Consider the following 22967-nt stretch of genomic DNA (forward strand, 5'->3'; position numbering starts at 1 on the left):
ATAAAAGGCGGAAAAAAACTGGGCAAGCAACCGCAAGCCCGCGCTCACCGGATCAATGAAGAGATCCGTCTGAAAGAAGTTCGTCTGACTGGTCTGGATGGTGAAGCCATTGGCATTACCTCCATTCAGGATGCTCTGAACTTGGCCGCAGAGGCCGGAGTTGATCTGGTAGAGATCAGTCCAAATGCTGAGCCGCCCGTTTGCCGGATCATGGATTACGGCAAATTCCTCTACGAAAAGAGCAAAACAACCAAAGAACAGAAGAAAAAGCAGAAAGTCGTCCAGGTCAAGGAAATCAAATTCCGTCCTGGCACTGACGAAGGCGACTATCAGGTAAAACTACGCAACCTGGTTCGCTTTCTGGAAGACGGGGACAAGGCTAAGGTCACCCTGCGCTTCCGTGGTCGTGAAATGGCCCACCAGGATCTTGGTATCAAGGTTCTGGAGCGCGTCAAGAACGATCTGGAAGAGTTGGCCGTAGTCGAGTCGTTCCCGAAAGTCGAAGGCCGTCAAGCTGTGATGGTCCTCGCACCTAAGAAGAAATCTTAAGGCCCACAAGAAATTGACTCATGGGGCAAGCCCCATGAGTTGGTTCGCCTTGCGATTTTGTTGTCACTCACAATGCGGAGTATGAAATGCCGAAGATGAAAACCAACCGGGGTGCTGCAAAGCGCTTCAAGAAGACTGGCTCGGGTCGCTTCAAGTGCAAGCACAACCACCTGCGTCACATCCTGACCAAGAAGAGCAGCAAGCGTAAGCGTCAGCTGGGGCCGAAATTCATGGTTTCTGCTGCCGACCACAAACGTGTTGTCGCTTGTCTGCCGTACGCATAAGGGGGGATGTGAAAAATGCCAAGAGTTAAACGTGGTGTGACTGCTCGAGCTCGTCACAAGAAAGTAATGAAAGCCGCTAAAGGTTACTACGGCGCCCGTTCCCGTGTTTACCGCGTAGCGGTACAAGCGGTAACCAAAGCTGGTCAGTATGCCTACCGTGACCGTCGCCAGAAAAAGCGTCAGTTCCGTCAGCTGTGGATTGCGCGTATCAACGCTGCAGCCCGTCAGAACGGTCTGTCCTACAGCCGTCTGATCAACGGTCTGAAGAAGGCTTCTATCGAGATCGATCGCAAGATCCTTTCCGATATCGCCGTTCACGACAAAATGGCTTTCACCGCCCTGGTTGAAAAAGCTAAAGCAGCTCTGGTTTAATCCAGTCCTGTTATAAACGCTAAAAGGAGGCTCAGGCCTCCTTTTTTGTATCTGTCATTCACGGTTTTACATCACTTTTTCCATTCTCCCGTCCACATTCTGTCCACTGTTTTACACGCGCTACAGATTTCTCCACACAAGGTGATATGTGCGAGATGACTTGTTCTACAAATGTTTTATATGCCAACAAACTAGATGCTTGTTCCACTATTTCAAGAGTGGCGGTGAGCCGATGAGACTCGCTTGATATAACAAAATGATTTGTAGGGAGAAAAGCCCACCTTAACTATGGTCAGCGAAGGGGCTTTTTCTGTATTATTCCCCTCTTGACCTTATTTAGCCTAAAGGCTCCTGTACCGGGAGTGGTGACGAGGAAGACATGCAACAGCTTGAAGAAGTAGTCGGCCAAGCCAGAGCCGAAATTGAGGGCGTGAGCGATATCGCTACCCTCGACGAAATCCGGGTCAAATATCTGGGTAAAAAGGGCTTTTTTACCGAGCAGATGAAGGGCCTGGGTGCCTTGTCCGCCGAAGAGCGTCCCGCCGCGGGCGCCGTGATCAACCAGGCCAAACAGCAGGTTCAGGATGCGCTGAACGAGCGTCGTGAAGCGCTCGAAGTTGCTGTGCTGAACCAGAAGCTGGCTGCCGAGACCATCGATGTCAGCCTGCCGGGCCGTCGCATCGAGAATGGCGGTCTGCACCCGGTAACCCGCACCATCGAGCGCATCGAGCGCCTGTTTGGCGAGATGGGCTTCAAGGTTGCCCGTGGTCCCGAGATTGAAGATGGCTTCCACAACTTCGATGCGCTGAATATTCCGGCTCACCACCCGGCGCGTACCGATCACGATACCTTCTACTTCAATCCTGATCTGATGCTGCGTACCCACACCTCCGGTGTGCAGATCCGCACCATGCAGCAGCAACAGCCGCCGATCCGCATCATTGCACCGGGCCGCGTCTATCGTAACGACTACGACATGACTCACACCCCGATGTTCCATCAGGTGGAAGGTCTGCTGGTTGACGAGCATGCCAGCTTTACCGAGCTGAAGGGTATTCTGCACGACTTCCTGCGCAACTACTTCGAGGAAGACCTGACCATTCGCTTCCGTCCTTCCTACTTCCCGTTCACCGAGCCGAGCGCCGAAGTGGACGTGATGGGCAAGAACGGCAAGTGGCTGGAAGTGCTGGGCTGCGGCATGGTGCACCCGAACGTGCTGCGTTCGGTCGGTATCGATCCGGAAAAATACTCCGGCTTTGCCTTCGGCATGGGCGTTGAGCGCCTGACCATGCTGCGTTACGGGGTCAACGACCTGCGTGCCTTCTTCGAAAACGACCTGCGCTTCCTCAAGCAGTTCAAGTAAGGGCGAGAGAACATGAAATTCAGTAAATCCTGGGTGATGGAGTGGGTCCGCACCGAGTTGAGTGACAACGCACTGGCCGAGCAGATCACCATGGCCGGTCTGGAAGTGGACGCCGTGGAAGCGGTTGCCGGCCAGTTCAACAATGTGGTGGTGGGTGAAGTGGTCGAGTGCGCCCAGCATCCTGACGCCGACAAGCTGCGGGTGACCAAGGTCAACGTGGGTGAAGCCGAGCTGCTGGACATCGTCTGCGGCGCGCCGAACTGCCGTCAGGGCCTGAAAGTGTGTGTGGCCAAAGTAGGGGCGACCCTGCCGGGTGATTTCACCATCAAGAAAGCCAAGCTGCGTGGCCAGCCGTCTCACGGCATGCTTTGCTCTTTCAGCGAGCTGGGTATCGACGTTGAAGCCGATGGCATCATTGAGCTGCCGGCCGATGCCCCCATCGGTACCGATATTCGCGACTACCTCAATCTGAACGACGTATCCATCGATGTGGATCTGACTCCGAACCGTGCCGATTGCCTCGGTATCGCCGGTCTGGCTCGTGAAATTGGCGTGCTCAACAGCGTGGACGTGGTCGAGCCGACCTGGGCACCTGCAGTTGCCACCATTGACGCAACTTTTCCGATCCGGGTTGAAGCAACCGCCGATTGCCCCCGTTATCTGGGTCGCGTCATCAAGGGGCTGAACCTGCAGGCCCAGAGCCCGCTCTGGATGCAAGAGAAGCTCCGCCGTGGCGGCATTCGTTCCATCGACGCCATCGTCGACATCACCAACTACCTGCTGCTGGAATACGGTCAGCCGATGCACGCCTTCGATCTGGCTACCCTGGAAGGGGAACTGGTGGTGCGTCGTGCCCACGCCGATGAGCCGATGACCCTGCTCGATGGCAACGAAGTGAAGCTCAAAGAGACCACCCTGGTGATTGCTGATGCCAAAGGCCCTGCCTGCATGGCCGGGATCTTCGGCGGTAACCGCACCGGTGTATCCGAGACCACGACCGACATCCTGCTGGAGTGCGCCTTCTTTGCGCCGCTCTCCATCACTGGCCGTGCTCGTGCTTACGGTCTGCACACCGACTCCTCCCACCGCTTCGAGCGCGGGGTGGATCCGGAGCTGCAAGCCAAGGTGATGGACCGTGCAACTCGCCTGCTGCTGGACATCTGCGGCGGCGAAGCGGGTCCGGTCATCGAGGTCAAATCCGATGCCCATCTGCCGAAAGCGGCCCCCATCAAGCTGCGTCGCAGCAAGCTCGACAAGGTGATCGGTATCAGCGTTGCTGACGCTCAGGTGGTCGAGATCCTCACCCGCCTCGGCATGCAGGTGACTGTGGATGCTGACGGTTGGACTGCGCTGGCACCCTCCTGGCGTTTCGATATCGCCATCGAGGAAGACCTCATTGAGGAAGTGGCTCGCATCTACGGCTACAACAACATCCCGAACCTGAAACCCGCCGCCTCTCTGGCGATGGTTGAGCAGGCAGAAGGGCAGGTGACCTTGAAGCGCGTACGCGACCTGCTGGTTGACCGCGGTTTCCAGGAAGCGATCACCTATAGCTTCGTCGATCCCAAGACCCAGCAAACCCTGTTCCCGCAGAGCGATGCCATCGTGCTGCCGAACCCGATCTCGGTCGAGATGTCCGCTATGCGTGTCTCTCTGTTCCCGGGTCTGGTGCAGGCCGTTGTTTACAACCAGAACCGTCAGCAGCCGCGTGTGCGTCTGTTTGAACAGGGTCTGCGTTTCATCAAGGATGAAAGCGCCGAGAACGGCATCCGTCAGGAGCCGATGCTGGCCGGTATCATCACTGGCAACCAGAGCGACGAGCACTGGGATATCAAAACCCGCGCAGCCGACTTCTTTGATTTGAAAGGGGACCTGGAAGCGGTGCTGGATTTGACCGCCGAAGGGGCCACCTTTACCTTCGAGCGCACCGAGCACAGCGCCCTGCACCCGGGCCAGAGCGCAGCCATCCTGCGTAATGGCGAGATCATCGGCCACATCGGTGTGATCCACCCGAGCTTCGAGAAGAAGCTGGGCCTCAAGAGCCGCGCGGTGATGTTTGAGCTGGAGCTGGACAAGCTGACCCCGGCCAAGGTGCCTGTGGCAGCCGAAGTTTCCAAGTTCCCGGCAAACCGTCGCGACATCGCCGTCGTGGTCGATCGTCAGGTTCTGGCAGGTGATGTGCTTGCGGTAATTAAAAAAGTTGGCGGAAATCAGGTAGTTGGAATAAACTTGTTTGACGTATACCAGGGTGCTGGTATGGCAGAGGACAAGAAGAGCCTGGCCATCAGTCTTGTATTGCAAGACACCCAGCGCACCCTGGAGGATAAAGAGATTGCCGAGACCGTAGACAATGTCGTGCGGGCCCTTGGTGAAGAGTTGAATGCATCCTTGAGGGATTGATCTATGGCGCTTACCAAAGCCGACATTGCAGAGCACCTGTTCACCCAGCTCGGGATGAGCAAGCGTGAAGCCAAAGATATGGTGGAAGCCTTCTTTGAGGAAATCCGACAGGCGCTTGAGCGTGGTGAACAAGTCAAGATTTCAGGCTTCGGTAACTTTGACCTTCGTGAGAAGAATCAGCGTCCCGGACGCAACCCCAAGACGGGCGAGGATATTCCTATCAGCGCCCGCCGCGTGGTGACCTTCCGGCCTGGCCAGAAGCTCAAGGCCAGGGTAGAAAATGTTGAACCCAACGAGTGATAAAAAGCCAGGCAGATGCCTGGCTTTTGTTTTCAGATGACCAAATTCCCCGTTTTTCTTCTGGGTGCCGTACTGGCACTGCCATTGCACGCCAAGCCTTTGCAGACCACAGTGCTGCCGTTGGCGCCGGCGACCCAAGCTTATGTAAACTCACTGAGTCAGCTTTCGCTCTGCTATCCTGCGACGCTTCCTCCACCATACCTGATGGCCGAGGGGGGACTGCTCAAGGATCGTCTCGCCCGGTTGCAGGAGCTATTCCCGGTTCCCCTCGTGCTCAAAGAGTTGCCCGATTGGCAGACATTGCGCAACGGGCTCGCAGAGGGTGACTGTGACATCATTCCCTATGTCGGAACCCGCAAGAAGGCCGTGGAGGGCATGCGGTTAAGTCGTCCGATGATGGAAACCGATGCCGCCATCCTCTACAAGGGTGAAAATCTCAAACAGGCCCGCTTTCTGGTCTACTCGGTGGCAGACTCTGCCCGCCTGCTGCACGAGCTCTATCCCCAGGCACGCATTATTTCCCTAAAAAGCGGAGAGAAGGTCTACGACGCGCTGCAAAGTGGCAAGGGTGATGCCTATCTGGGGGACTATCTGCAACTGCGCTATCTGATGCGCGAGTTTCCGGCTGATGGGTTGCGTCTGCGGCGCCTGTTTGGTGAGGATCGGATCATCAGCTATCGCCTGATGATGCGTGATCAGCCTGAGTTGGCCAATCTGGTGGACACCCTGATCCGTCATATGCCCGCCGGTACTATCTATACCGATCTTGCTCGCTATCTCGATCAGGGGTCGCTATATGTCAACCAGCCCCACTTCAGCGATACCGAACAGGCCTGGTTATCCGGCCGCGGTCGCACCATTCGCCTGGTGGTCAATCCCGAGTTGATGCCCTATAGCGGCGTCAATGATCTGGGGGAGGCGAAAGGGTGGAGCGCGGATGTGCTGCGCTGGGTCACCCAGGAGACAGGCCTGAAATACAAGCTGGTGTCTGCCGCCAGCAAGGCGGAGGCCGTAGAAAAGCTGCGCCGTGGTGAGGCGGACATGATGGCCGGCTTGCCGGAATCCCCGGCATTGACGGATCAGTTCATTTTCAGCCGGACGATCTCCACCAACCGGTTTGCCTTGATCAGCAAGCGCAAGCTGGCTGCCGATCGCATTACCCAACTCAAGCGGCAGCGTATTCTGGTGCCTGAGTCCCTCTACGATCCCTCCTTGCTCGCCCTGCTCGGTGATCAGGAGTGGGTTCGCACCGACGGCCTTGAGCAGGGGCTTGCCGCGATCAAACAGGGCAAGGCTGACGCCATGCTGAGCGAGCTATATCAGCTGCAATATCCCCAGCGTACTAACTTGCTGGAAGGGCTCGATATCGAGGAGCTGGAAGATCGCTTCAGCCTTGGCTTTGCCATCAACAAGAGTCAGACCGAGCTGGCCGGGGTGATGGATCGCAACCTGATGGCACTGACCAGCACCCAGATCGACGAACTTAACCAGCGCTGGCGCCGCTTGCTCGTCGTGCAGCAGCCCGGCGTGAGCTACGCCGCCTGGTTTGGCTCCATTGCCATGGCACTGCTGATCAGCGGCATTGTCATCGGCGGGATCTGGCGGTCTCGTCAGCAACTGGCGAGGGAAGTGGCCCAGCGTCACGCCGCCGAGAAGGCGCTGGCCATCGAGAGCGAGCTGCGGGAAACCATGTTTCAGGCGTTGCCGGTGCCCGTCTATCTACGCAATAGTCAGGGCAAGGTGATCAAATCCAATAAACAGGGGCGACGTCTGGCCCTGCGCTATTCGCAACAGTTGATGCTGCCGCCGGTGCAGCCCCAGAAGAGTGAAGGGGAGCTGGTGCTGGGGGAGCAGGTCTTCGCCTATGCCCAGCATCCGCTGCGACTGGACAAGCAAGCACCTGCCACCGATCTCATCGCCCTGTCGGATATCAGTGTGCTGCGTGAGCAGGCCCGCTTCCTGCGTCAGGCAGAGCGCCGCCTGCGCGCCCTGACCAATACCGTGCCCGGCGTGGTGCTGCAGTTTATGTTCGAGCGGGGACGGGTGGGGGGGATCGAGTTTATCAGCCGGGGCTGTTACGAGCTGCTGGGGCTGGCGAGCCAGCAGATCCGTCGTGAGCCCAAACGGGTGCTCATTATGCTGGAGCGTGAGGATCGCCGTCGGGTAAGCCGTGAGATGTTCGCTATGTTGCAAGCTGGCAAACCCTTTGCATTCACCATGCGCTATCACCATCCGACCAAGGGGGTGCGCTGGTTGCAGCTCTATGGCCGTGGCCGCAGTCAGCCGCAGGGTTGGCGAATTTATGCGGTGATGCAGGATGCCACTGCCCGGGTCGAGCAGGATCAGGCATTGCAACACTCCCACGAGCAGGCGCAGCAGGCAGTTCTGGCCAAGGGGCGCTTTCTGGCCGCCATCAGCCACGAGATCCGCACGCCGATGAACGCCATGCTCGGCTTGCTGGAGTGGCTGGCCAGCACCCCTTTGTCGAGAGAGCAGGATTCCGCGCTGGCGCGGGTGCGTCAGGCGGGGGATGAGCTGCTCGGCCTGCTCAACGATGTGCTCGACTTTAGCCGCAACGAAAACAGCAAACTCTCCCTCTCGCCCCAGCCCACCGATTTCACCGAGCTGTGCGAGCACGTGGCGGCAGTGCACTGGACCAAGGCGCGGGCCAAGGGATTGCAACTGCGCCTCAAGTTGGACCCGGCTCTGCCTGCCCTGCAGACCCTCGACCCTCACCGGGTACGGCAAGTGCTCCACAACCTGCTCTCCAATGCCATCAAGTTCAGCCTGCGTGGGGAAGTGGTGCTGTGGGCCGAGGTGGTCGCATCGACCTTGCGCTTCGGTGTGGATGATCAGGGGCCGGGGATTACCGCCAAGATGCGCACCACGCTCTTTATGCCGTTCGAGCAGTTTGCCGTTGAAGGGCAGCTGCGGGCGCCGGGCACCGGTCTTGGTCTGGCCATCTGCAAGCAGCTGGTCGAGCAGATGGGTGGTCTTATCGATGTCGAGGGGCGCGCCGGTGGTGGTAGCCGCTTCTATTGCGAGTTGCCCCTGAAGCGGGTACAGCAGGAGCCGGACTGGCAGCCCAATGTGCGGCAGCTGGCACTCTCTTTACCCCACGATGAGGCGCAAGCGCTCTCGCCCTGGCTTAGTCGATTGGGGATCGCCACCGTCAGCAACGCCGTTGATACGCTGCAAGCGGAGGTGGACGAGAAGGGGCTCTACTATTGGGCCTGGCAAGGGGAGTCCTGGGTGCCCGGGACCATCATCGCCCTGCTGCAACCACGCTTGACCCCGGATCAACCGGTCGCCGGCACCCAGCCAGGGCTTGGCATGCGGGTACTGCTGGTTGAAGATCACGATGTCAATCGCGAGCTGATCAGCCTGCAACTGGGGCAACTTGGTGCCAGCGTTATCACTGCCGCCAACGGGCAGCTGGCGCTGGAGATGCTGGCACAGCAGGAGGTGGATTTTGTGCTGACCGATCTGCAGATGCCGGTGATGAACGGGGCCGAGCTGTGCAGGCAATTGCGCCAATCCGCCCGTTGGGCCCGTCTGCCGGTCTATGTGATCACCGCAGATCTCAGTGATCAGGCGGCAAGGGAGCTGCAATCCTGCGGTTGCGATGGCCATCTGGACAAGCCGGTCGCCCTCAAGGAGCTGGCGACCTTGCTGCGCCATATTGCCAAAGAGGGGAGCAATGTTGTCGCCCCGACACCGGTTGCCTCGCTGCTGACCGATGAACTGGCCGCCCTTTATCTTAAGGCTACCCGTGATGATTTGGCCGAACTTGAGCGCTGCAGCACAGAAGAAGATGAAGTTGGCGTGAATGCTGCTTTACACAAGTTGAAGGGGGCCGCCAGAATGGTAGGGGCGACTGCGTTGGTGGCGGTCATTGAAGAGTGGCAACAGGCGCCCCATCCGATGCTGCAAGCCAGATTGAACCGGGCACTGGATGAGTTCAGCCAGCAGTTTTCAAAGAGGGCTCAAGATGATCATCACTGATGAAGAATTACTGGCGTTGCTCGATTCGGAAGAGCATGAGGCGGCAGGATTTTGCCCCATTGTGCTCTATGCCCTCGACAGCACCGCCCATGAGTTGGCCAGCACCATGACATTGCCCTCCTATGTCACGTTGCACCGTACCCGACCGGATGCCTGCTGGCAGTGGGAAGGGTTGTTTGCGGCAGGTGCCATTGCCCTTTACGACCCCGCCGCTCATCAGCAGGCGGACTACTTCCCCCAGTTGCAGCAACATGAGGGGATTTACGCGATTGGCGAGGATTGGCTGGGGGGGCTTGCCGCCAGTTATCGTGACTGGTGCAACTGGCTGGCCGCTAACAAGGTGCTGCTGCTCGAGGATCACCCGTTTCAGGGGATGCAACTGCAACAGACCATCGCCGGGTTGGGGCTCTCCTGTCAGTGGGTACAGGATGAATCGGCCTGTCTTGCGGCATTGTCGGCGGGCGACATCAGCCTGCTGGTGTGCGATCTCAGTCTGGTGGAGCAAGATGCCATCAGTCTGCTGATGAACCAGCCCCAGTTGCAGGAGGCCGGGCTGCCCATTGTGCTGCTTTCGGCCCATGAGCAGACGCTGATCGACGGTGCCCGCCGCCTGCTGCACGATGCCGGTTTCAACATTCTGGCTGCATTGGCCAAGCCGCTTGATTGCGACGAGCTGCTCAGGTTGCTGCGTCGACTCTATCTGGGCCCGCTGCGTCAGCAGCGCTTGAGCGGCCAGCGCCGCTCCATCCGCCGGTGGCAGGGGGAGGTGCAGGGTCAGCTTGGGCTGCTCTCCAGTCCCGCGACCCCTCATCCGGTCTGGCTGGCGGTGACGGGTTTGCCCAGCCGCTGGGAGGCGCTCAAGGAGTGGCTGACTGAGCAGTCGCGTACCCCAGCCGAACTGACCCTGCTGATCCACCGTCGAGACCACCTGCTCGGCAATGCCGATCGCTTCGCGCTGGTGCTGCAAGCCAGCCTGGCGGGGAGCAAGCTGGCGCTGCTGCTCGACAACAGCCAGCATCTGCCATTCGATCTGCTGGAGCGTTTGCCGCTGCAAGCCTTGCTGCTGGGGCAGGGGATCTTGCCGGAGATGGAGTCCTTGACCGGCGACTCCCTGCTGGGACGCTTTATGGCCCGGGTTCGGGAGCTGGGGATCGCCGTCTATCTGGATGATCCTTACAACCTGCTCGACGTCGAGGTGTGGCGAGAGCGCGGTATGACGGGGCGCTGGTAAGCCATGCCGCGCTACCTCTGCTGGCCCATGCACCGGGAGCGCCTTGGCAAAGGGCTGGAGGGCTGGCCCCATCCGGTTTCCCGGGCTGCGCTGCCACTGGCTATGGAGGTATCCGGGGTGCCTTGCCTGCTGCGCGAGCTGCATGGTGTGGCGCCTGCCCGCATGCTGGCCGCTTACGATGCATTGAGTGAAGAGAGCATCTATCTGCGCTTTATGCGTCCGAAACGGACACCGCCACCGGAACAGGTGGCCCAATTTCTCAATTACCATCCCGAACAACAGATCTCGCTGTTGCTGACCGATCTGGCCGGTGAGCCGCTGGCGCAGGCGCAATCAATCCGTCGCCGCCTTCATCCCGATCGGGCGGAGTTCTCCTGCATCGTAGCGGACCACTTTCAGCACAAGGGGGCGGGGCGGCGGATTCTGCTGGCGCTGGCACTGCTGGCCAGGGCGGACGGGATCCGGGAGTGGACGGCTGAAGTGCTGGCCCAGAACCGGCCCATGCTGACCCTGCTCAAGCGCCTTGGCTTGCCGCTGACCCTGGTGACCGGGCGGGAGATGGTCTTTGTCAGGCTGGATCTGTCGGTACTGGATGCCTGGTTAACCGCACCGCCAGCGGCGCCGCTTAAGACCAAGGGCGAATAGTGACACTTTTTTCCCTGTGCTAAGGTCACATTTATTGTGCGGGGATAGACGGAGCAGCTTATGGCGCAGTCATATAAACATATCGTGATCCTGACCGGCGCGGGGATCTCTGCCGAATCCGGCATCAAGACTTTTCGTGCCTGCGATGGTTTGTGGGAAGAGCACAAGGTCGAGGATGTGGCGACCCCCGAGGGGTATGCCCGGGATCCCGAACTGGTGCTGCGCTTTTACAACTCCCGCCGCAAACAGCTGCAACAGCCCCAGGTTCACCCCAATCCGGCCCACTATGCGCTGGCCCGCCTCGAACGACTGCTGCCCGGTTCGGTGACTCTGGTCACCCAGAACATCGACAATCTGCACGAGAGCGCTGGCAGCAAGAACCTTATCCATATGCACGGCGAGCTGCTCAAGGCCCGCTGCCCCGAGTCCGGTCAGGTGATCGAGTGGCGTGGCGATCTCCATCAGGACGAGCTTTGCTCCTGCTGCCAGTTCCCCCAGCCGATGCGTCCCCATGTGGTCTGGTTTGGCGAAATGCCGCTCGGGCTGGATCGCATCTACAGCGCGCTTGCCCAGTGCGATCTCTTTATCTCCATCGGCACCTCTGGCGCTGTCTATCCGGCCGCCGGGTTTGTCCATGAAGCGGGCCTCAACGGGGCGCACACCATAGAGCTCAATCTCGAGCCGAGCGAAGTGGGCAGCCAGTTTGACGAAAAACGCTATGGCCCAGCCTCCCTGCTGGTGCCCGCCTATGTCGATGAGTTGCTGGAGGCGTGCGGCATTCATCAACCGAGGCAAGTCGAGGGGCACAACTGGATGGAGATGCGCGGTCCCTGAGCTACTGTGCGACGGGACAGTTGCAATGGTTCGGTGAAATCGCCACACTGGCAACCATTAAAAAAATGGGACGCAGTTGGCGCAAATTACCATGACCGCAGTAAAGCAATGGATCGCTTTTTTTCTCCTGATGCTGGCCAGTGCCAGCGCATCGGCCTCCATCCCCCTGATGACCCTGGTACTGCCAGATGGCCAGCAGGTGACCCTCGATGAGGCGGCTCTCTCCGCCTTGCCACAGACCGAATTCACCACGACTACCCCCTGGACTCAGGGCGCCCACCACTATCGCGGGCCGACCCTGTCAGCCGTGCTGGCGGCGCAAGGGATCCCGGATGCTCGCAAGATCGCCGTCTCGGCCCTCAACGGCTATCAGCAGGTGGTGGATCTGGCCCTGTTCGACGGCGTGCCGCTGACCCTGGTGCGTCAGGAGGACGGCAAACCGCTGACCCGGCGCAACAAGGGGCCGCTCTGGCTGCTCATCCCGTTCACCACCTATCCCAAGCTGGACGTCCCAGCCATTCACAACTGCATGGTGTGGCAGGTGACCCGCATCGAGATCGTCGATTGATGGGGCTATCCCGCCAAAATCTGCTGTTGGTTGCGGTGTCGCTGCTGTTTCTGCTCTCGTCGGGCAGCAGCCTCTATCTGCAGTATCGGCAGGAGCAGCTGGTCGATACTTTCTACCGCAATGTTCACTGGAACATCAGCCAGGTGATGCTCGAATCCCAGCGTTTCCTCTATGACCTGCAGCTCTATCGGGCTGGCAGACTGTCGATGGAGACCCTGAGCCTCGATTACGATCTGCTGTGGAACCGGCTCGACATCTTCCTCATCAGCAGTGAAACCGCCGAGATGCGCCAGCGGCACGGGCTCGGCAAGGTGCTGGCCACCCTGTTCGAGCAGATCAAGCAGCTCGAACCCCAGATGGAGGCCGGTGCGCTGCGCGAGGGGGCTGAGCTTGCCCGCTTGCAGGAGGCGATCGCCAGCCAGACCCGTCTCGTCGAACAGATAGGGGATCAGATCCTCTCCGGCCAGGAGCGGGAGCATTCGGTCAGCCAGATCCGCAACAGCCTGTTCTGGCTGCAGATCTGGCAACTGATCCTGTTGCTGACCGGTGGCGCTCTGGTCGCTGCCCTCATTCGCGCCAATCTGGCGAACCGTCGGCTTGCCCTGCTTGATCCCCTGACCCAGCTTGGCAACCGCCGTGCCCTGCAGGAGCAGCTCTCTCTCGCTCTGCATGCCGGAGAGGTGAGCGCTTTGGTGGTGCTCGATCTCAAGCGCTTTAAGCAGGTCAATGATCTGCTGGGTTATCAGGTCGGTGATCGGCTGTTGCAGATGGTGGCCAACAAGCTGCAGCAGGCCCATGGCAGCCACGCTTACCGGCTCGGCGGAGATGAATTTGCCGTGGTGCTGATCAAGGCAGATGATGCGCTGGAAACCGCCATTCATGAGCTGGTGGATCTGCTCCATTTCGAGTTCGTGACTCGGGAGTGCAGCTTCGATCTGGCCTGTCGGCTCGGGGTTGCCAAGGCGCAGCAACAGGATGCCGCCCGGCTGCTGGATCAGGCCATCCTAGCCCTCAACCAGGCCAAGCGTAGCCAGGAGGGGGCGATCAGCTGGTTTGAGCCTGCCATGCTGCAACAGTTGCAGTTGAGTCAACAGCAGCTTCATCAGCTGCGAGAGTGGTTGGCGGGGCGCGAGCCTGCACCGCTGCGAGTGGCATTGCAGGAGCTGACGGACGGGCAGGGCAACGAGATGTGGCAATTGGCGCTTGAGTGGCGTGAGCAGGGAGTCCCATGCCATATGCGCTGGCTGCAGGAGTGCGGTGTGCTGGGGCCCGTGTTGGCCCGTGTGCTGCAAACGCATGAGGCGCAGTATGCCGATGGTCGGGCACTGCTGGTCCCGCTCGACAATCAGGCCCAGCTGACCCATCTACTGGCCTATTTGCCGGAGGCTTCCCGTACGCCGCTAGTGTTGCTGGTACCGACGCTACAGCCGGATGGTGTCTTGATGGCGGGATTGCGGCAGCAGGGTTGTACTCTGGCGCTCAGAGAGATTGGCAGCACCACCTCGGCGCAGCTGGCAGCCGGCTGGCCTGTTCGCTACTGGCTGCCGCAGGGTGATGAAGATGGTGAGTTGTTGCAACCTCTGGCCAGACGATTGGGGCTGGTGCCACTGCAAGTGCTGGCAGCCAGGGAGATCCGGTCGCTGGCCTGAGGGCAAAAAGCGGTATTGCACGGCAGAGATAAAACGAAACAAGGCGACCTCGGGGTCGCCTTGTTTCATTTATTGCCCCTGAACGTCAGGTGCGAGGGGCGCAGGAATGCCTGATCACCAGGTCCGGGTCGACGGTGATCAGGTGATTCTCCACCGCTTCGCCGTTGATCCGCGCCAGCAGGCGGGTGACGGCGAGGCGTCCCAGCTCCTCTTTGGGCTGGTTGACGGTGGTGAGCGGTGGCGACATAAATTCGGCCAGCGCCACATTGTCATAGCCAACGATGGAGATATCCCGCGGGATCTCCAGCCCCGCCTGATGGGCGGCACTGATGGCCCCCATCGCCATCATATCGTTGCAGACAAAGAGGGCGGTGGGGCGCTCGGGCAATGCCAGCAGACGGGTCATCGCCTGATGGCCGCTGGCGCAGTCAAAATCCCCCTCCTGGATCCAGTCTTGATTGAGCGTGAGACCTTCCTCCTGCAACGCCTGCTCAAAGCCAGCTTGGCGCTGGTTGGCGGGGGCGCGGCTGTGGGGGCCGGTGATGCAACCGATGGCGGTGTGGCCCAGCTCAATCAGATGGCGGGTCGCCAGATAACCGCCGTGGAAGGAGTTGTCGGCGATAAGATCCACATCCTCGCTGACCAGCCCCCAATCCATCACCACCACCGGCAGGCTCTTGAGCCAGTCGAGCTGGTTGAAGACCTCTTGCTGTCCTTCGCTACACATGATCAGCAGGCCATCGACCCGCTTACGCAGCATCATCTTGAGGTAGGAGAGGGCCGTCTCGGCTTGACCTTCGGTGTTGCCCAGCATCAGGTTGTAGCCCTGTTCGAAGCAGTAGCGCTCCACCCCGCGCACCACCTCGGCAAAGAAAGGGTTGCTGGAGGTGGTGACCAGCATGCCGATACTGTTGGTCTCCTTCACCTTGAGGCTGCGGGCAACCAGGCTCGGGGCATAGTTGAGCTCGCGCATGGCCGCAAAGACCCGCTCACGGGTCTCCTCGGCCACAAAGCGGGTCTCGTTGATGACATGGGAGACGGTGGTGGTGGAGACCCCCGCCAGTGCCGCCACCTCCTTGATATTGGCCATCAGTGCCCCTGCGCAGTCTGCTCAAGCAGGAAGGTGTCGACCTCCTGCTTGCTCGGGATCGAGCTCTGGGCACCGAATCGGGTCACGGAGAGCGCCGCCGCACCGTGGGCAAAGCGCACCGCGCTGTGGAAATCGGCACCGGCCAGTTCCGCCGCCAGCAGGGCGCCGTTGAAGGTATCGCCCGCGGCTGTGGTATCCACCGCCTTGACCCGAAAGCCCGGGATGAGTTGTTGCTGCTGGGCGTTGCTGCAATAGACCCCCTGCGATCCCAGGGTGATCATCACATCCGCAATCCCCATCTGGTGGAAGCGGGCGGCCGCCTCGCGGGCGCTCGCTTCGTCGGTGACTTTGACGCCGGTCAACAGTTCGGCCTCGGTCTGGTTGGGGGTGATAAGGTCGACCAGCGCCAGCAGTTCGCTTGAGAGCGGACGGGCAGGGGCGGGGTTGAGCACCACCCGGGTGCCATGGGCGCGGGCCAGGCGGGCAGCTTCGTGGACGCTCTCCAGCGGCACTTCCAGCTGCAACAGCAGGGTGTGGGCATCTGCGATCATCGCTTCATGGTTTTTCACCACGGCAGGGGTGATGGCACCGTTCGCTTCGGCGGAGATACCTATGCTGTTCTCCCCCTCATCGCTCACATAGATGATGGCGATACCGGTCGGGAGCTTGGGATCGAGCTCGACGGCGCTCACGTCAATACCGTCTTTGGCAAAACCGCTCTTCATCTGGTGGCCGATGGCGTCATCACCGATGCGGGCGATAAAGGAGACGGGGGCGCCAAGACGGGCGGCAGCGACTGCCTGATTAGCCCCCTTGCCACCGGGTACCACCTGATAACTGTGGCCGGTCAGGGTTTCACCCGGGCGAGGAAAGTGGGGAACGCGCAGCACATGGTCTGCATTGACACTGCCCAGAACGACGAGACGATTCATGTTGACTACTCCTGATGCATCTTGGCTTGAACACAGTGATTGAGTGAGCCCAAGCCGGGAGGCACCTGAACGAGAGGGAAAAGGGGAGGCGAACCTCCCCTCGAGCACTTACTTGCTGACCACTTGCAGCGGTACCGGAATGGATTTCTCGACCGGCTGACCTTTCAGCACCTTGTCGGCAGTCTCGACGCCGATGGCACCGATCAGAGCCGGTTGCTGAGCCACAGTTGCGGCCAGTTTACCCTTGGCTACGGCGGCTTTGCCATCGTCAGTGCCGTCGAAGCCGACGATCATCACCTCTTTACCGGCAGCCTGCACCGCGCGAATGGCACCCAGCGCCATCTCGTCGTTCTGGGCAAAGACTGCTTGAACGGTCGGGTGGGCCGCCAGCAGGTTTTCCATGACGTTCAGGCCCTTGGTGCGGTCAAAGTCGGCCGGCTGGGAAGCCAGCACTTGCAGCTTGTTGGCTGCGACGGCCAGGGCAAAGCCTTCGCCACGGTCACGGGCGGCGGAGGTACCGGCAATCCCTTCCAGCTGGATCACCTTGGCACCGGTACCCAGTTTCTCGGTGATGAAGTCACCGGCCAGTTTGCCGCCCGCCACGTTGTCGGAGGCAATATGGGCCTTGACCTCACCCTGCGCGGCGCCGCGGTCCAGGGTCAGCACCGGAATGCTGGCCTTGTTGGCCAGACGAATAGCGTTGCCGACAGCTTCGGAGTCGGTGGGGTTGATCAGAATGGCGCCGACCTTGCGTACGGTGAGATCTTCCATGTTCGAGAGCTCTTTGGCCGGGTCATTCTGGGAATCCAGTACCACCAGCTCGTAGCCAAGCTCTTTGGCTTTGGCTTCGGCACCCTCTTTCATGGTGACGAAGAAGGGGTTGTTGAGGGTGGAGACCACCATGGCCAGGGTTTGATCGGCGGCCTGGGCGGTGCCCAGCACGGACATGATGGCGGCAGCGAGCAGGGTATTGAGCTTTTTCATCATTTCATTCCTTGTGTGTGGCTTGTCTTATCAACGATTGCTTTTGTTATCGATCATCACGGCGAGCAAGATCACGCTGGCCTTGGCGATCATCTGGTAATAGGAGGATACGTCGAGCAGGTTTAGGGCGTTGTTGAGGAAGCCGATGATCAGCGCCCCTATCAGGGTACCCATGATACGGCCCTTGCCGCCCATCAGGCTGGTACCACCCAGCACCACTGCGGCGATGGCATCCAGCTCGTAACCCATGCCCGCTGTCGGCTGGGCAGAGGAGAGGCGAGAGGTAACGATAAGCCCTGCCAGTGCCGAGAGCGCGCCGCACAGACCATACACCGCCAGCTTCACCCGATCCACATTGATACCGGAGAGGCGGGTGGCGGACTCGTTGCCGCCCAGGGCGTAGATGTAGCGACCGAGACGGGTGTGGTTGAGCATGAACCAGGCGAGCAGGAAGACGATGGCCATCAGCCAGATGGGCACCGGCAGACCGAACAGGTAACCGGTACCAAGCCAGGCGAAGTGATCGGCGCCGTCACTGAAACCGGTGGAGATGGGACGACCCTCGGTATAGACCATGGTGATGCCGCGCAGGGCGGTCATGGTGACCAGAGTGGCGATAAATGCCTGCACCTTGCCCTTGGCAATGATGAGACCGCTGACGCCACCCAGCAGGGCACCGGCACCCAGAGTGAGGGGCACCACCAGCCAGATTGGCAACTCCATGGCGACCATGGTCGCGGCCAGCGCACCGCACAGAGCGAGCACAGAGCCGACCGACAGATCGATACCGGCGGTGAGGATAACCAGCGTCATGCCGACCGCCATGATGGCGTTGACCGAGGTCTGTCGCAGGATGTTGAGCAGGTTGTCGGCGGTGAAGAAGTTGGGGCTCAGAAAGGAGACCACACCAATCAGGACCAGCAGCGCGACCAGGGATTTGTTCTCGATCCACCACGCCTTGCTCATGACGCCACGGCGGGAAAGGGTTTGGGTTGTCATTGGGATGCCTCTTGCTCTGCTTGCCACTGTTTACCGACTGCCGCCGCCATCAGCTTCTCCTGATTGGCATCGCGGGTGTTGAACTCTGCGCTGATGCGCCCTTCGTGCATCACCATGATGCGATCACTCATGCCGAGCACTTCCGGCATCTCGGAGGAGACCAGAATGATGCTCATCCCCTCCTTCTTGAACTGGTTGATCAGCTGATAAATTTCCTTTTTCGCCCCCACGTCGACGCCGCGGGTCGGCTCGTCGAGGATCAGTACCTTGGGCCGGGTCAGCAGCCCCTTGGCGATGGCCACCTTCTGCTGGTTGCCGCCGGAGAGCAGCTTTATCAGCTGATCCTGACTCGGGGTCTTGATGTTGAACAGGCGCACATAGTCGCTCACCGCCTGCCGCTCGGCCTTGCCGTCAATCTTGCCGTTGCTGATGAACTCGTCGAGTGCGCACAGACTCATGTTTTCGCGCACCGACAGCTCCAGCACCAGTCCATCTCCTTTTCGATCTTCGGAGATATAGGCGATGCCGGCGGCCAGACCATCCGCCGGGCTTTTGGGCACCAGCGCATGACCGTCCACTGTGACTTCACCGGCACTGATGGGGCTGGCGCCATAGATAAGCTTCATCAGCTCGGTGCGGCCGGAGCCCATCAGGCCGCTAAAGCCCAGAATTTCCCCCTGACGCAGGGAAAAACTCACCCCGCGCACGCCGGGACCGGCCAAATCCTTCACCTGCAGGCTGACGGGGCCGAGCTCGCGCTCAAGGCGCGGATACTGCTCTTCCAGTCGGCGACCCACCATCATCTCGATGATCTTGTCTTCATCCAGATCACGCACCGCCTTCTCACCGATCCACTTGCCATCGCGCAGCACGGTGACCCGATCGCAGATCTCGAAGATCTCCTTGAGGCGGTGGGAGATATAGACGATGCCGCAACCCTGCTCACGCAGCTCGCGGATAACCTTGAACAGCTGCTCGGTCTCGGTATCGGTCAGCGCATCAGTGGGTTCATCCATGATGATGACGCTGGCATCGAACGACAGCGCCTTGGCGATCTCCACCATCTGCTGTTCGCCGATGGAGAGGTCCCCGAGTCGCGTATCCGGCCCGTGTTTGACGCCAAGTCGTGCCAGCAGGCCGCTTGCCCGCTCGCGCAGTTGCTTGTGGTCGATGCTGCCAAAACGGGTACGGGGTTCGCGCCCGAGGAAGATGTTGGCGGCGATAGAGAGCTCCGGCAGCAGGTTCAGCTCCTGGTGGATGATGCTGATCCCCTGATCCTGAGAGTCGCGGGGGCCCTTGAAGTGAACCGGTTGACCGCGGTAGCTGACACTGCCCGCATCGGCCTGATAGATGCCGGTCAGCACCTTCATCAGGGTAGATTTGCCGGCGCCATTTTCACCGAGCAGGGCCATCACCTGGCCCGGATAGACCCGCAGACCCGCTTCGTCGAGGGCGCGCACACCGGGGAAGGTCTTGACGATCCCGGTCAGCTCCAGAATGGGTGAGAGGGGGGAGGTTGTGCTCATTTGCAGCTTCCTTGAAGAGGCCTTCTTTGAAGAATGTCAGAACGCCACACCGGCGCAGAGGATCAGGTTGGCGTAGGGAGTCACCTCGCCGCTGCGCACGATCGCCTTGCTCTGGCGGGAGCGGGTTTTGAACTCCTCGTGCAGACAGTATTCGATAGCGATGGGCTTGCCCTGGGCGGCTGCGTGAGCCTCAAGCTGATCGACCAGCGCCTGATGGGCGGCGGGGCTGATCTGCTTGATCTCGGTCGCCATGATCACCTTCTCCACCACCAGATCGGTGAGCAGGGCGGTCAGTACGGTTGCAAGGCTGGGGGTCCCCGCCATCAGCGCCAGATCGATCCGCTCCGGACCTGCCGGTATGGGCAAGCCTGCATCGCAGACGGTGATCTCGTCGGTGTGGCCCATCTGTGCCACCAGAGCACTCAGGGGAGCATTGAGCAGTACGCCTCGTTTCATACAGCACCTCATCAGGCCTTGGCCCGTCAATCTGTGAACCGTTAGGCAACCGGTTACGCAACCGGTTGCGTCATGGCGCAAAGATAGGCTTTTTACCGGGGAAGGGCCACGGCAAAACCACGGAAATGTGAAAACGATCTCAAAGGCGGGAGAAGAAGTGCAGGGGAGGAGGCAGGAAGGGTGTCAGCAGAGCCCTGACACCCTTGTTATTCATCGAGCTATTGATTTTATGGTTAGTTGGCCAGTGCCTTGGCTACCGCCGGACGGCTCAGCATGCGCTGATAATGATCGGCAACCTTGGGGAATTCACTGATCTCGACCCCATCGCTTTTCAGCCAGCCCGCGACCACGAACAGATAGATGTCCGCCACGCTGAACTGCTCGCCGAGCACCCAGGGGCCAGCCAGATAGTGCTGCTCAATCTGGGCAAAGCCGTCACGCATATTGCTGGCGACTTTCTGCTGCATGGCGGCAATGGCCTGCTCGTCATCGGCCCAGCGGCTGCCACGGCGACCGTGGGCATGGGAGACATGCACGGTGGAGGCGAGGAAACTGTTGACCTCCTGCATGCGGGCCAGCAGGAACGGGTTGTCCAGCGGTGCCAGCTTGGCATCGGGGAAGCGCTGCGCCACATAGAGCAGCAGGGCCGGGGTCTCGGTCAGGGGGCCCTGCTCGGTGACAAGGGCAGGCACCCGCCCTTTGGGGTTGATGGCAAGATATGCGGGGCTACGCTGCTCCCCTGCGGCGAGGTTGACGAGACGGGGTTGGAACGGGGCATTCGCTTCCAGCAGGGCAATCTGCACGGCCATGGCACAGGTGCCGGGAGCGAAATAGAGGGTCAGATCGGACATGAATACTCCTGATTGGCTCAGGCCACCCGCGATATCAGCGAAAGATTGCTTCGCGGAGCACCATGGGCAGTCATGAAAAAAGAGAGGGGGCAACGTTTGCCCCCCAACCAATCTACACCCCTAAGGGGTAATGAAAAAGCGCAGAATTAATCGGCTTTGGCCACCTGAAATTCCTCGACCAATACACGTCGAACCAGAACCTGCCGAAGTTGATGGGAACGCAGATGTATTTGGAATAGATAGCGGCGGTAGGTAGACCGCCGCCGCTGTTTTACTCTGTCACAATCTAGGGGTCATCATATGATAATTGTTCGAAATTATTCTAGGGTCGGAAGGCGACTGCGATTTCGTCGCAGCATCACTGTGGAGCGATTCTCAGTACCTCTGAGATCAGCCGGATATTCGGAGATCACATAACCAGTATCGATCGTTTCGAAAGACAATGGTGCTCCAACCGGAGAGCGATCCGCACGCCGTACTTGCAAACTGTTCGACTCAATCCACAGCGCTGCTGCGTGGTTTGGCGCTGCGATAAGGGTTGCCTCGTCGGTCTCCGAGCGAAACTGGGTCACAGATTGTGTTGTTGAGTATCCCAGCTCGATGCTGAGTGAAACACTTGCTTTCGTACTGAAACCACCTGCATCTATACCGCTTTCATAACCGACGGTAATACCCGTATTGATGGAAAATGTCTGGCTACTTTCTTTTGACACACCTGTTGTGATGGATGTTGATGCGGATTGCTCGGTTTGCGTCGTGTTGTCGATAAACAGTACCAATGAGTAGTCGACGCTGCGTTCAACTGTGTAGAACGGAGAGTTCCTCACTCGCCATTCCACGTTTTTTGTGTCATCACGTACAGCTGTAAATGGCACGGTGACGATTCGATCAACTTTGGGATTGGTGTGTGTTGGCGGCTTGGTTCGACCCGTGAGTATGGGTTTATCGATGGAGTGGGTTACTACTTCGGTTGGCAATGGCAGTCGGAGATTATAAGCGACGGAAGCGCTGTCAGGCTTTTGGTGACTATCTCGACCAACGAAACTGTTGACGGCAAAAATTCCATCTGGGGTATCCAGAAAAGACTTACTAGCGTCGATTTGCCAGACGCCAAAATCACGGTCTGCCCCCGAGCCGGTGTCATCCCAGATCAAATTGCCAATTTTTCCATCGCAAACGAGCTCTTCGGCCACACACATTACTTGAAGCCCTGTAGGTGCGTTGTATCCAGTGACAAAGATATCGCCCAGTGCGACATAGCCTGCAGGCGGAACTGGCCGCCAGCACGAGCCATCAGCTTTGGCACCGCTGCCACGATCTGTCCAAATTAAGTCAAACCTAATCGGCTGTGCCAAGGCGGGCTTCTGATTCGGTTTGGACACGTTTTTCACGCACAATGACGCGAACTTTCCGTTGGGATTATCGTAATTGTTCACTCCGATGCTACCCAGTGCATAAAAACCTACTGGCGGGATCGGGTGATAAAATCCGATGTCATGGTCAGCACCGCTGCCGCGATCATTCCAGCGATATTCATACTCGGTGGTAAAGGCCAGCTCTAGATCGCCGAACTGCATTACACGAGCAACCGTCGTATCAGTTTTGGAAATGGCTTCAGTATTGAAGGTCGTTTCAGCAATGACGTTTGTTTCCATCTTCAAAGTCCTTTTGTTGGATAGTGTGCTCGAGATCTGAATTGGTCGACTCATATGAGATTGAGTACAGGTATCAATGTCAGCGAGCAACAGGAGCAAGCCAAACTGCTTCTATCTCTGGTAGTGAGAAACTGCGTATCACCACGTCTACCTGATGCTGCGTCATCAATGGCCGATATGTGCAATTTGTATGGGCGCATATCGTTCACTAGGTCTTTAAACACAGCTGTCAGAGTGTAAGTCCTGATATATATGGTCATACCTGACAGTTCTG

20 protein-coding genes are annotated in these 22967 nt (G+C 59.3%); 12 read left to right on the forward strand and 8 right to left on the reverse strand.

Going from position 1 to position 22967, the window contains the following annotated elements; all coding sequences use genetic code 11:
- The first annotated feature begins 18 nt into the window (after nucleotides 1-18).
- The 12 genes from infC to A9G06_RS07840 all read left to right on the forward strand — a co-directional run bounded on the left by infC (nucleotide 19) and on the right by A9G06_RS07840 (nucleotide 14200).
- A complete protein-coding gene (gene infC / locus A9G06_RS07785; RefSeq protein ID WP_196783562.1) occupies nucleotides 19-549 on the forward strand; it encodes a translation initiation factor IF-3 in 531 nt (176 codons plus the stop codon).
- Nucleotides 550-635: 86 nt separating this feature from the next.
- A complete protein-coding gene (rpmI, locus tag A9G06_RS07790; RefSeq protein ID WP_005336688.1) occupies nucleotides 636-833 on the forward strand; it encodes a 50S ribosomal protein L35 in 198 nt (65 codons plus the stop codon).
- 15 nt (nucleotides 834-848) lie between these two features.
- The gene (gene rplT / locus A9G06_RS07795) at nucleotides 849-1205 is read left to right on the forward strand and encodes a 50S ribosomal protein L20 (RefSeq protein ID WP_005336687.1); all 357 of its coding nucleotides are present in this window, start codon (nucleotides 849-851) and stop codon (nucleotides 1203-1205) included.
- Between the two features lie 379 nt (nucleotides 1206-1584).
- Nucleotides 1585-2568 (forward strand): phenylalanine--tRNA ligase subunit alpha, encoded by a 984-nt coding sequence (gene pheS / locus A9G06_RS07800; RefSeq protein WP_005351972.1) that lies wholly within the window; start codon nucleotides 1585-1587, stop codon nucleotides 2566-2568.
- Nucleotides 2569-2580: 12 nt separating this feature from the next.
- A complete protein-coding gene (gene pheT, locus A9G06_RS07805; protein WP_069554826.1) occupies nucleotides 2581-4968 on the forward strand; it encodes a phenylalanine--tRNA ligase subunit beta in 2388 nt (795 codons plus the stop codon).
- 3 nt (nucleotides 4969-4971) lie between these two features.
- Nucleotides 4972-5268 carry an integration host factor subunit alpha gene (ihfA, locus tag A9G06_RS07810; protein ID WP_005300715.1) on the forward strand — a complete coding sequence of 99 codons (297 nt, stop codon included), beginning with the start codon at nucleotides 4972-4974 and terminating at the stop codon, nucleotides 5266-5268.
- A gap of 15 nt (nucleotides 5269-5283) precedes the next feature.
- On the forward strand, nucleotides 5284-9273 hold the full coding sequence (locus A9G06_RS07815) for a transporter substrate-binding domain-containing protein (protein ID WP_069554827.1): 3990 nt from the start codon (nucleotides 5284-5286) through the stop codon (nucleotides 9271-9273).
- Complete coding sequence (locus A9G06_RS07820) at nucleotides 9260-10504, forward strand: response regulator (protein WP_069554828.1); 1245 nt, start codon at nucleotides 9260-9262, stop codon at nucleotides 10502-10504. Before A9G06_RS07815 ends, A9G06_RS07820 begins: the two co-directional genes overlap by 14 nt.
- Nucleotides 10505-10507: 3 nt before the next feature.
- Nucleotides 10508-11149 carry a GNAT family N-acetyltransferase gene (locus A9G06_RS07825; RefSeq protein WP_069554829.1) on the forward strand — a complete coding sequence of 214 codons (642 nt, stop codon included), beginning with the start codon at nucleotides 10508-10510 and terminating at the stop codon, nucleotides 11147-11149.
- 60 nt (nucleotides 11150-11209) lie between these two features.
- Nucleotides 11210-11983: a Sir2 family NAD+-dependent deacetylase gene (gene cobB / locus A9G06_RS07830; protein WP_005336680.1), complete on the forward strand. Its 774-nt coding sequence runs from the start codon at nucleotides 11210-11212 to the stop codon at nucleotides 11981-11983.
- A 91-nt stretch (nucleotides 11984-12074) separates the two neighbouring features.
- Entirely contained in the window at nucleotides 12075-12551 is a 477-nt protein-coding gene (locus A9G06_RS07835) for a hypothetical protein (protein WP_005336679.1), read from the forward strand.
- Nucleotides 12551-14200: a diguanylate cyclase gene (locus tag A9G06_RS07840; RefSeq protein WP_069554830.1), complete on the forward strand. Its 1650-nt coding sequence runs from the start codon at nucleotides 12551-12553 to the stop codon at nucleotides 14198-14200. Before A9G06_RS07835 ends, A9G06_RS07840 begins: the two co-directional genes overlap by 1 nt.
- 85 nt (nucleotides 14201-14285) lie before the next feature.
- Here A9G06_RS07840 and A9G06_RS07845 read toward each other — a convergent pair whose 3' ends face one another.
- From A9G06_RS07845 to A9G06_RS07880, 8 genes are all read right to left on the reverse strand, one after another.
- Nucleotides 14286-15290 (reverse strand): substrate-binding domain-containing protein, encoded by a 1005-nt coding sequence (locus tag A9G06_RS07845; protein WP_069554831.1) that lies wholly within the window; start codon nucleotides 15288-15290, stop codon nucleotides 14286-14288.
- Entirely contained in the window at nucleotides 15290-16222 is a 933-nt protein-coding gene (gene rbsK, locus A9G06_RS07850) for a ribokinase (protein ID WP_043820134.1), read from the reverse strand. The genes A9G06_RS07845 and rbsK overlap by 1 nt, the downstream gene beginning before the upstream one ends.
- Before the next feature lie 108 nt (nucleotides 16223-16330).
- Nucleotides 16331-17206 carry a ribose ABC transporter substrate-binding protein RbsB gene (gene rbsB / locus A9G06_RS07855; RefSeq protein ID WP_069554832.1) on the reverse strand — a complete coding sequence of 292 codons (876 nt, stop codon included), beginning with the start codon at nucleotides 17204-17206 and terminating at the stop codon, nucleotides 16331-16333.
- A gap of 30 nt (nucleotides 17207-17236) precedes the next feature.
- Nucleotides 17237-18205 (reverse strand): ribose ABC transporter permease, encoded by a 969-nt coding sequence (gene rbsC, locus A9G06_RS07860; RefSeq protein WP_005336670.1) that lies wholly within the window; start codon nucleotides 18203-18205, stop codon nucleotides 17237-17239.
- On the reverse strand, nucleotides 18202-19731 hold the full coding sequence (gene rbsA / locus A9G06_RS07865; protein ID WP_069554833.1) for a ribose ABC transporter ATP-binding protein RbsA: 1530 nt from the start codon (nucleotides 19729-19731) through the stop codon (nucleotides 18202-18204). Before rbsA ends, rbsC begins: the two co-directional genes overlap by 4 nt.
- A 36-nt stretch (nucleotides 19732-19767) precedes the next feature.
- On the reverse strand, nucleotides 19768-20187 hold the full coding sequence (gene rbsD, locus A9G06_RS07870) for a D-ribose pyranase (RefSeq protein ID WP_069554834.1): 420 nt from the start codon (nucleotides 20185-20187) through the stop codon (nucleotides 19768-19770).
- 233 nt (nucleotides 20188-20420) lie between these two features.
- Complete coding sequence (locus tag A9G06_RS07875; protein ID WP_069554835.1) at nucleotides 20421-21038, reverse strand: glutathione S-transferase family protein; 618 nt, start codon at nucleotides 21036-21038, stop codon at nucleotides 20421-20423.
- A 317-nt stretch (nucleotides 21039-21355) separates the two neighbouring features.
- The gene (locus A9G06_RS07880) at nucleotides 21356-22693 is read right to left on the reverse strand and encodes a Vps62-related protein (protein WP_069554836.1); all 1338 of its coding nucleotides are present in this window, start codon (nucleotides 22691-22693) and stop codon (nucleotides 21356-21358) included.
- Nucleotides 22694-22967 lie beyond the last annotated feature (274 nt).

This window comes from Aeromonas sp. DNP9, from assembly GCF_001728955.1.
Taxonomy (GTDB): domain Bacteria; phylum Pseudomonadota; class Gammaproteobacteria; order Enterobacterales; family Aeromonadaceae; genus Aeromonas; species Aeromonas veronii.

What these genes read in the sequence shown, in the direction of transcription:
- rplT (WP_005336687.1), top strand. Translation starts at nt 849, where the DNA reads ATGCCAAGAGTTAAACGTGGTGTGACTGCTCGAGCTCGTCACAAGAAA.
- pheT (WP_069554826.1), top strand. Translation starts at nt 2,581, where the DNA reads ATGAAATTCAGTAAATCCTGGGTGATGGAGTGGGTCCGCACCGAGTTG.
- A9G06_RS07820 (WP_069554828.1), top strand. Translation starts at nt 9,260, where the DNA reads ATGATCATCACTGATGAAGAATTACTGGCGTTGCTCGATTCGGAAGAG.
- ihfA (WP_005300715.1), top strand. Translation starts at nt 4,972, where the DNA reads ATGGCGCTTACCAAAGCCGACATTGCAGAGCACCTGTTCACCCAGCTC.
- pheS (WP_005351972.1), top strand. Translation starts at nt 1,585, where the DNA reads ATGCAACAGCTTGAAGAAGTAGTCGGCCAAGCCAGAGCCGAAATTGAG.
- rbsB (WP_069554832.1), bottom strand. Translation starts at nt 17,206, where the DNA reads ATGAAAAAGCTCAATACCCTGCTCGCTGCCGCCATCATGTCCGTGCTG.
- A9G06_RS07875 (WP_069554835.1), bottom strand. Translation starts at nt 21,038, where the DNA reads ATGTCCGATCTGACCCTCTATTTCGCTCCCGGCACCTGTGCCATGGCC.
- rpmI (WP_005336688.1), top strand. Translation starts at nt 636, where the DNA reads ATGCCGAAGATGAAAACCAACCGGGGTGCTGCAAAGCGCTTCAAGAAG.
- A9G06_RS07845 (WP_069554831.1), bottom strand. Translation starts at nt 15,290, where the DNA reads ATGGCCAATATCAAGGAGGTGGCGGCACTGGCGGGGGTCTCCACCACC.
- rbsD (WP_069554834.1), bottom strand. Translation starts at nt 20,187, where the DNA reads ATGAAACGAGGCGTACTGCTCAATGCTCCCCTGAGTGCTCTGGTGGCA.
- rbsC (WP_005336670.1), bottom strand. Translation starts at nt 18,205, where the DNA reads ATGACAACCCAAACCCTTTCCCGCCGTGGCGTCATGAGCAAGGCGTGG.
- cobB (WP_005336680.1), top strand. Translation starts at nt 11,210, where the DNA reads ATGGCGCAGTCATATAAACATATCGTGATCCTGACCGGCGCGGGGATC.
- A9G06_RS07880 (WP_069554836.1), bottom strand. Translation starts at nt 22,693, where the DNA reads ATGGAAACAAACGTCATTGCTGAAACGACCTTCAATACTGAAGCCATT.
- A9G06_RS07825 (WP_069554829.1), top strand. Translation starts at nt 10,508, where the DNA reads ATGCCGCGCTACCTCTGCTGGCCCATGCACCGGGAGCGCCTTGGCAAA.
- rbsK (WP_043820134.1), bottom strand. Translation starts at nt 16,222, where the DNA reads ATGAATCGTCTCGTCGTTCTGGGCAGTGTCAATGCAGACCATGTGCTG.
- A9G06_RS07840 (WP_069554830.1), top strand. Translation starts at nt 12,551, where the DNA reads ATGGGGCTATCCCGCCAAAATCTGCTGTTGGTTGCGGTGTCGCTGCTG.
- A9G06_RS07815 (WP_069554827.1), top strand. Translation starts at nt 5,284, where the DNA reads ATGCCTGGCTTTTGTTTTCAGATGACCAAATTCCCCGTTTTTCTTCTG.
- A9G06_RS07835 (WP_005336679.1), top strand. Translation starts at nt 12,075, where the DNA reads ATGACCGCAGTAAAGCAATGGATCGCTTTTTTTCTCCTGATGCTGGCC.
- rbsA (WP_069554833.1), bottom strand. Translation starts at nt 19,731, where the DNA reads ATGAGCACAACCTCCCCCCTCTCACCCATTCTGGAGCTGACCGGGATC.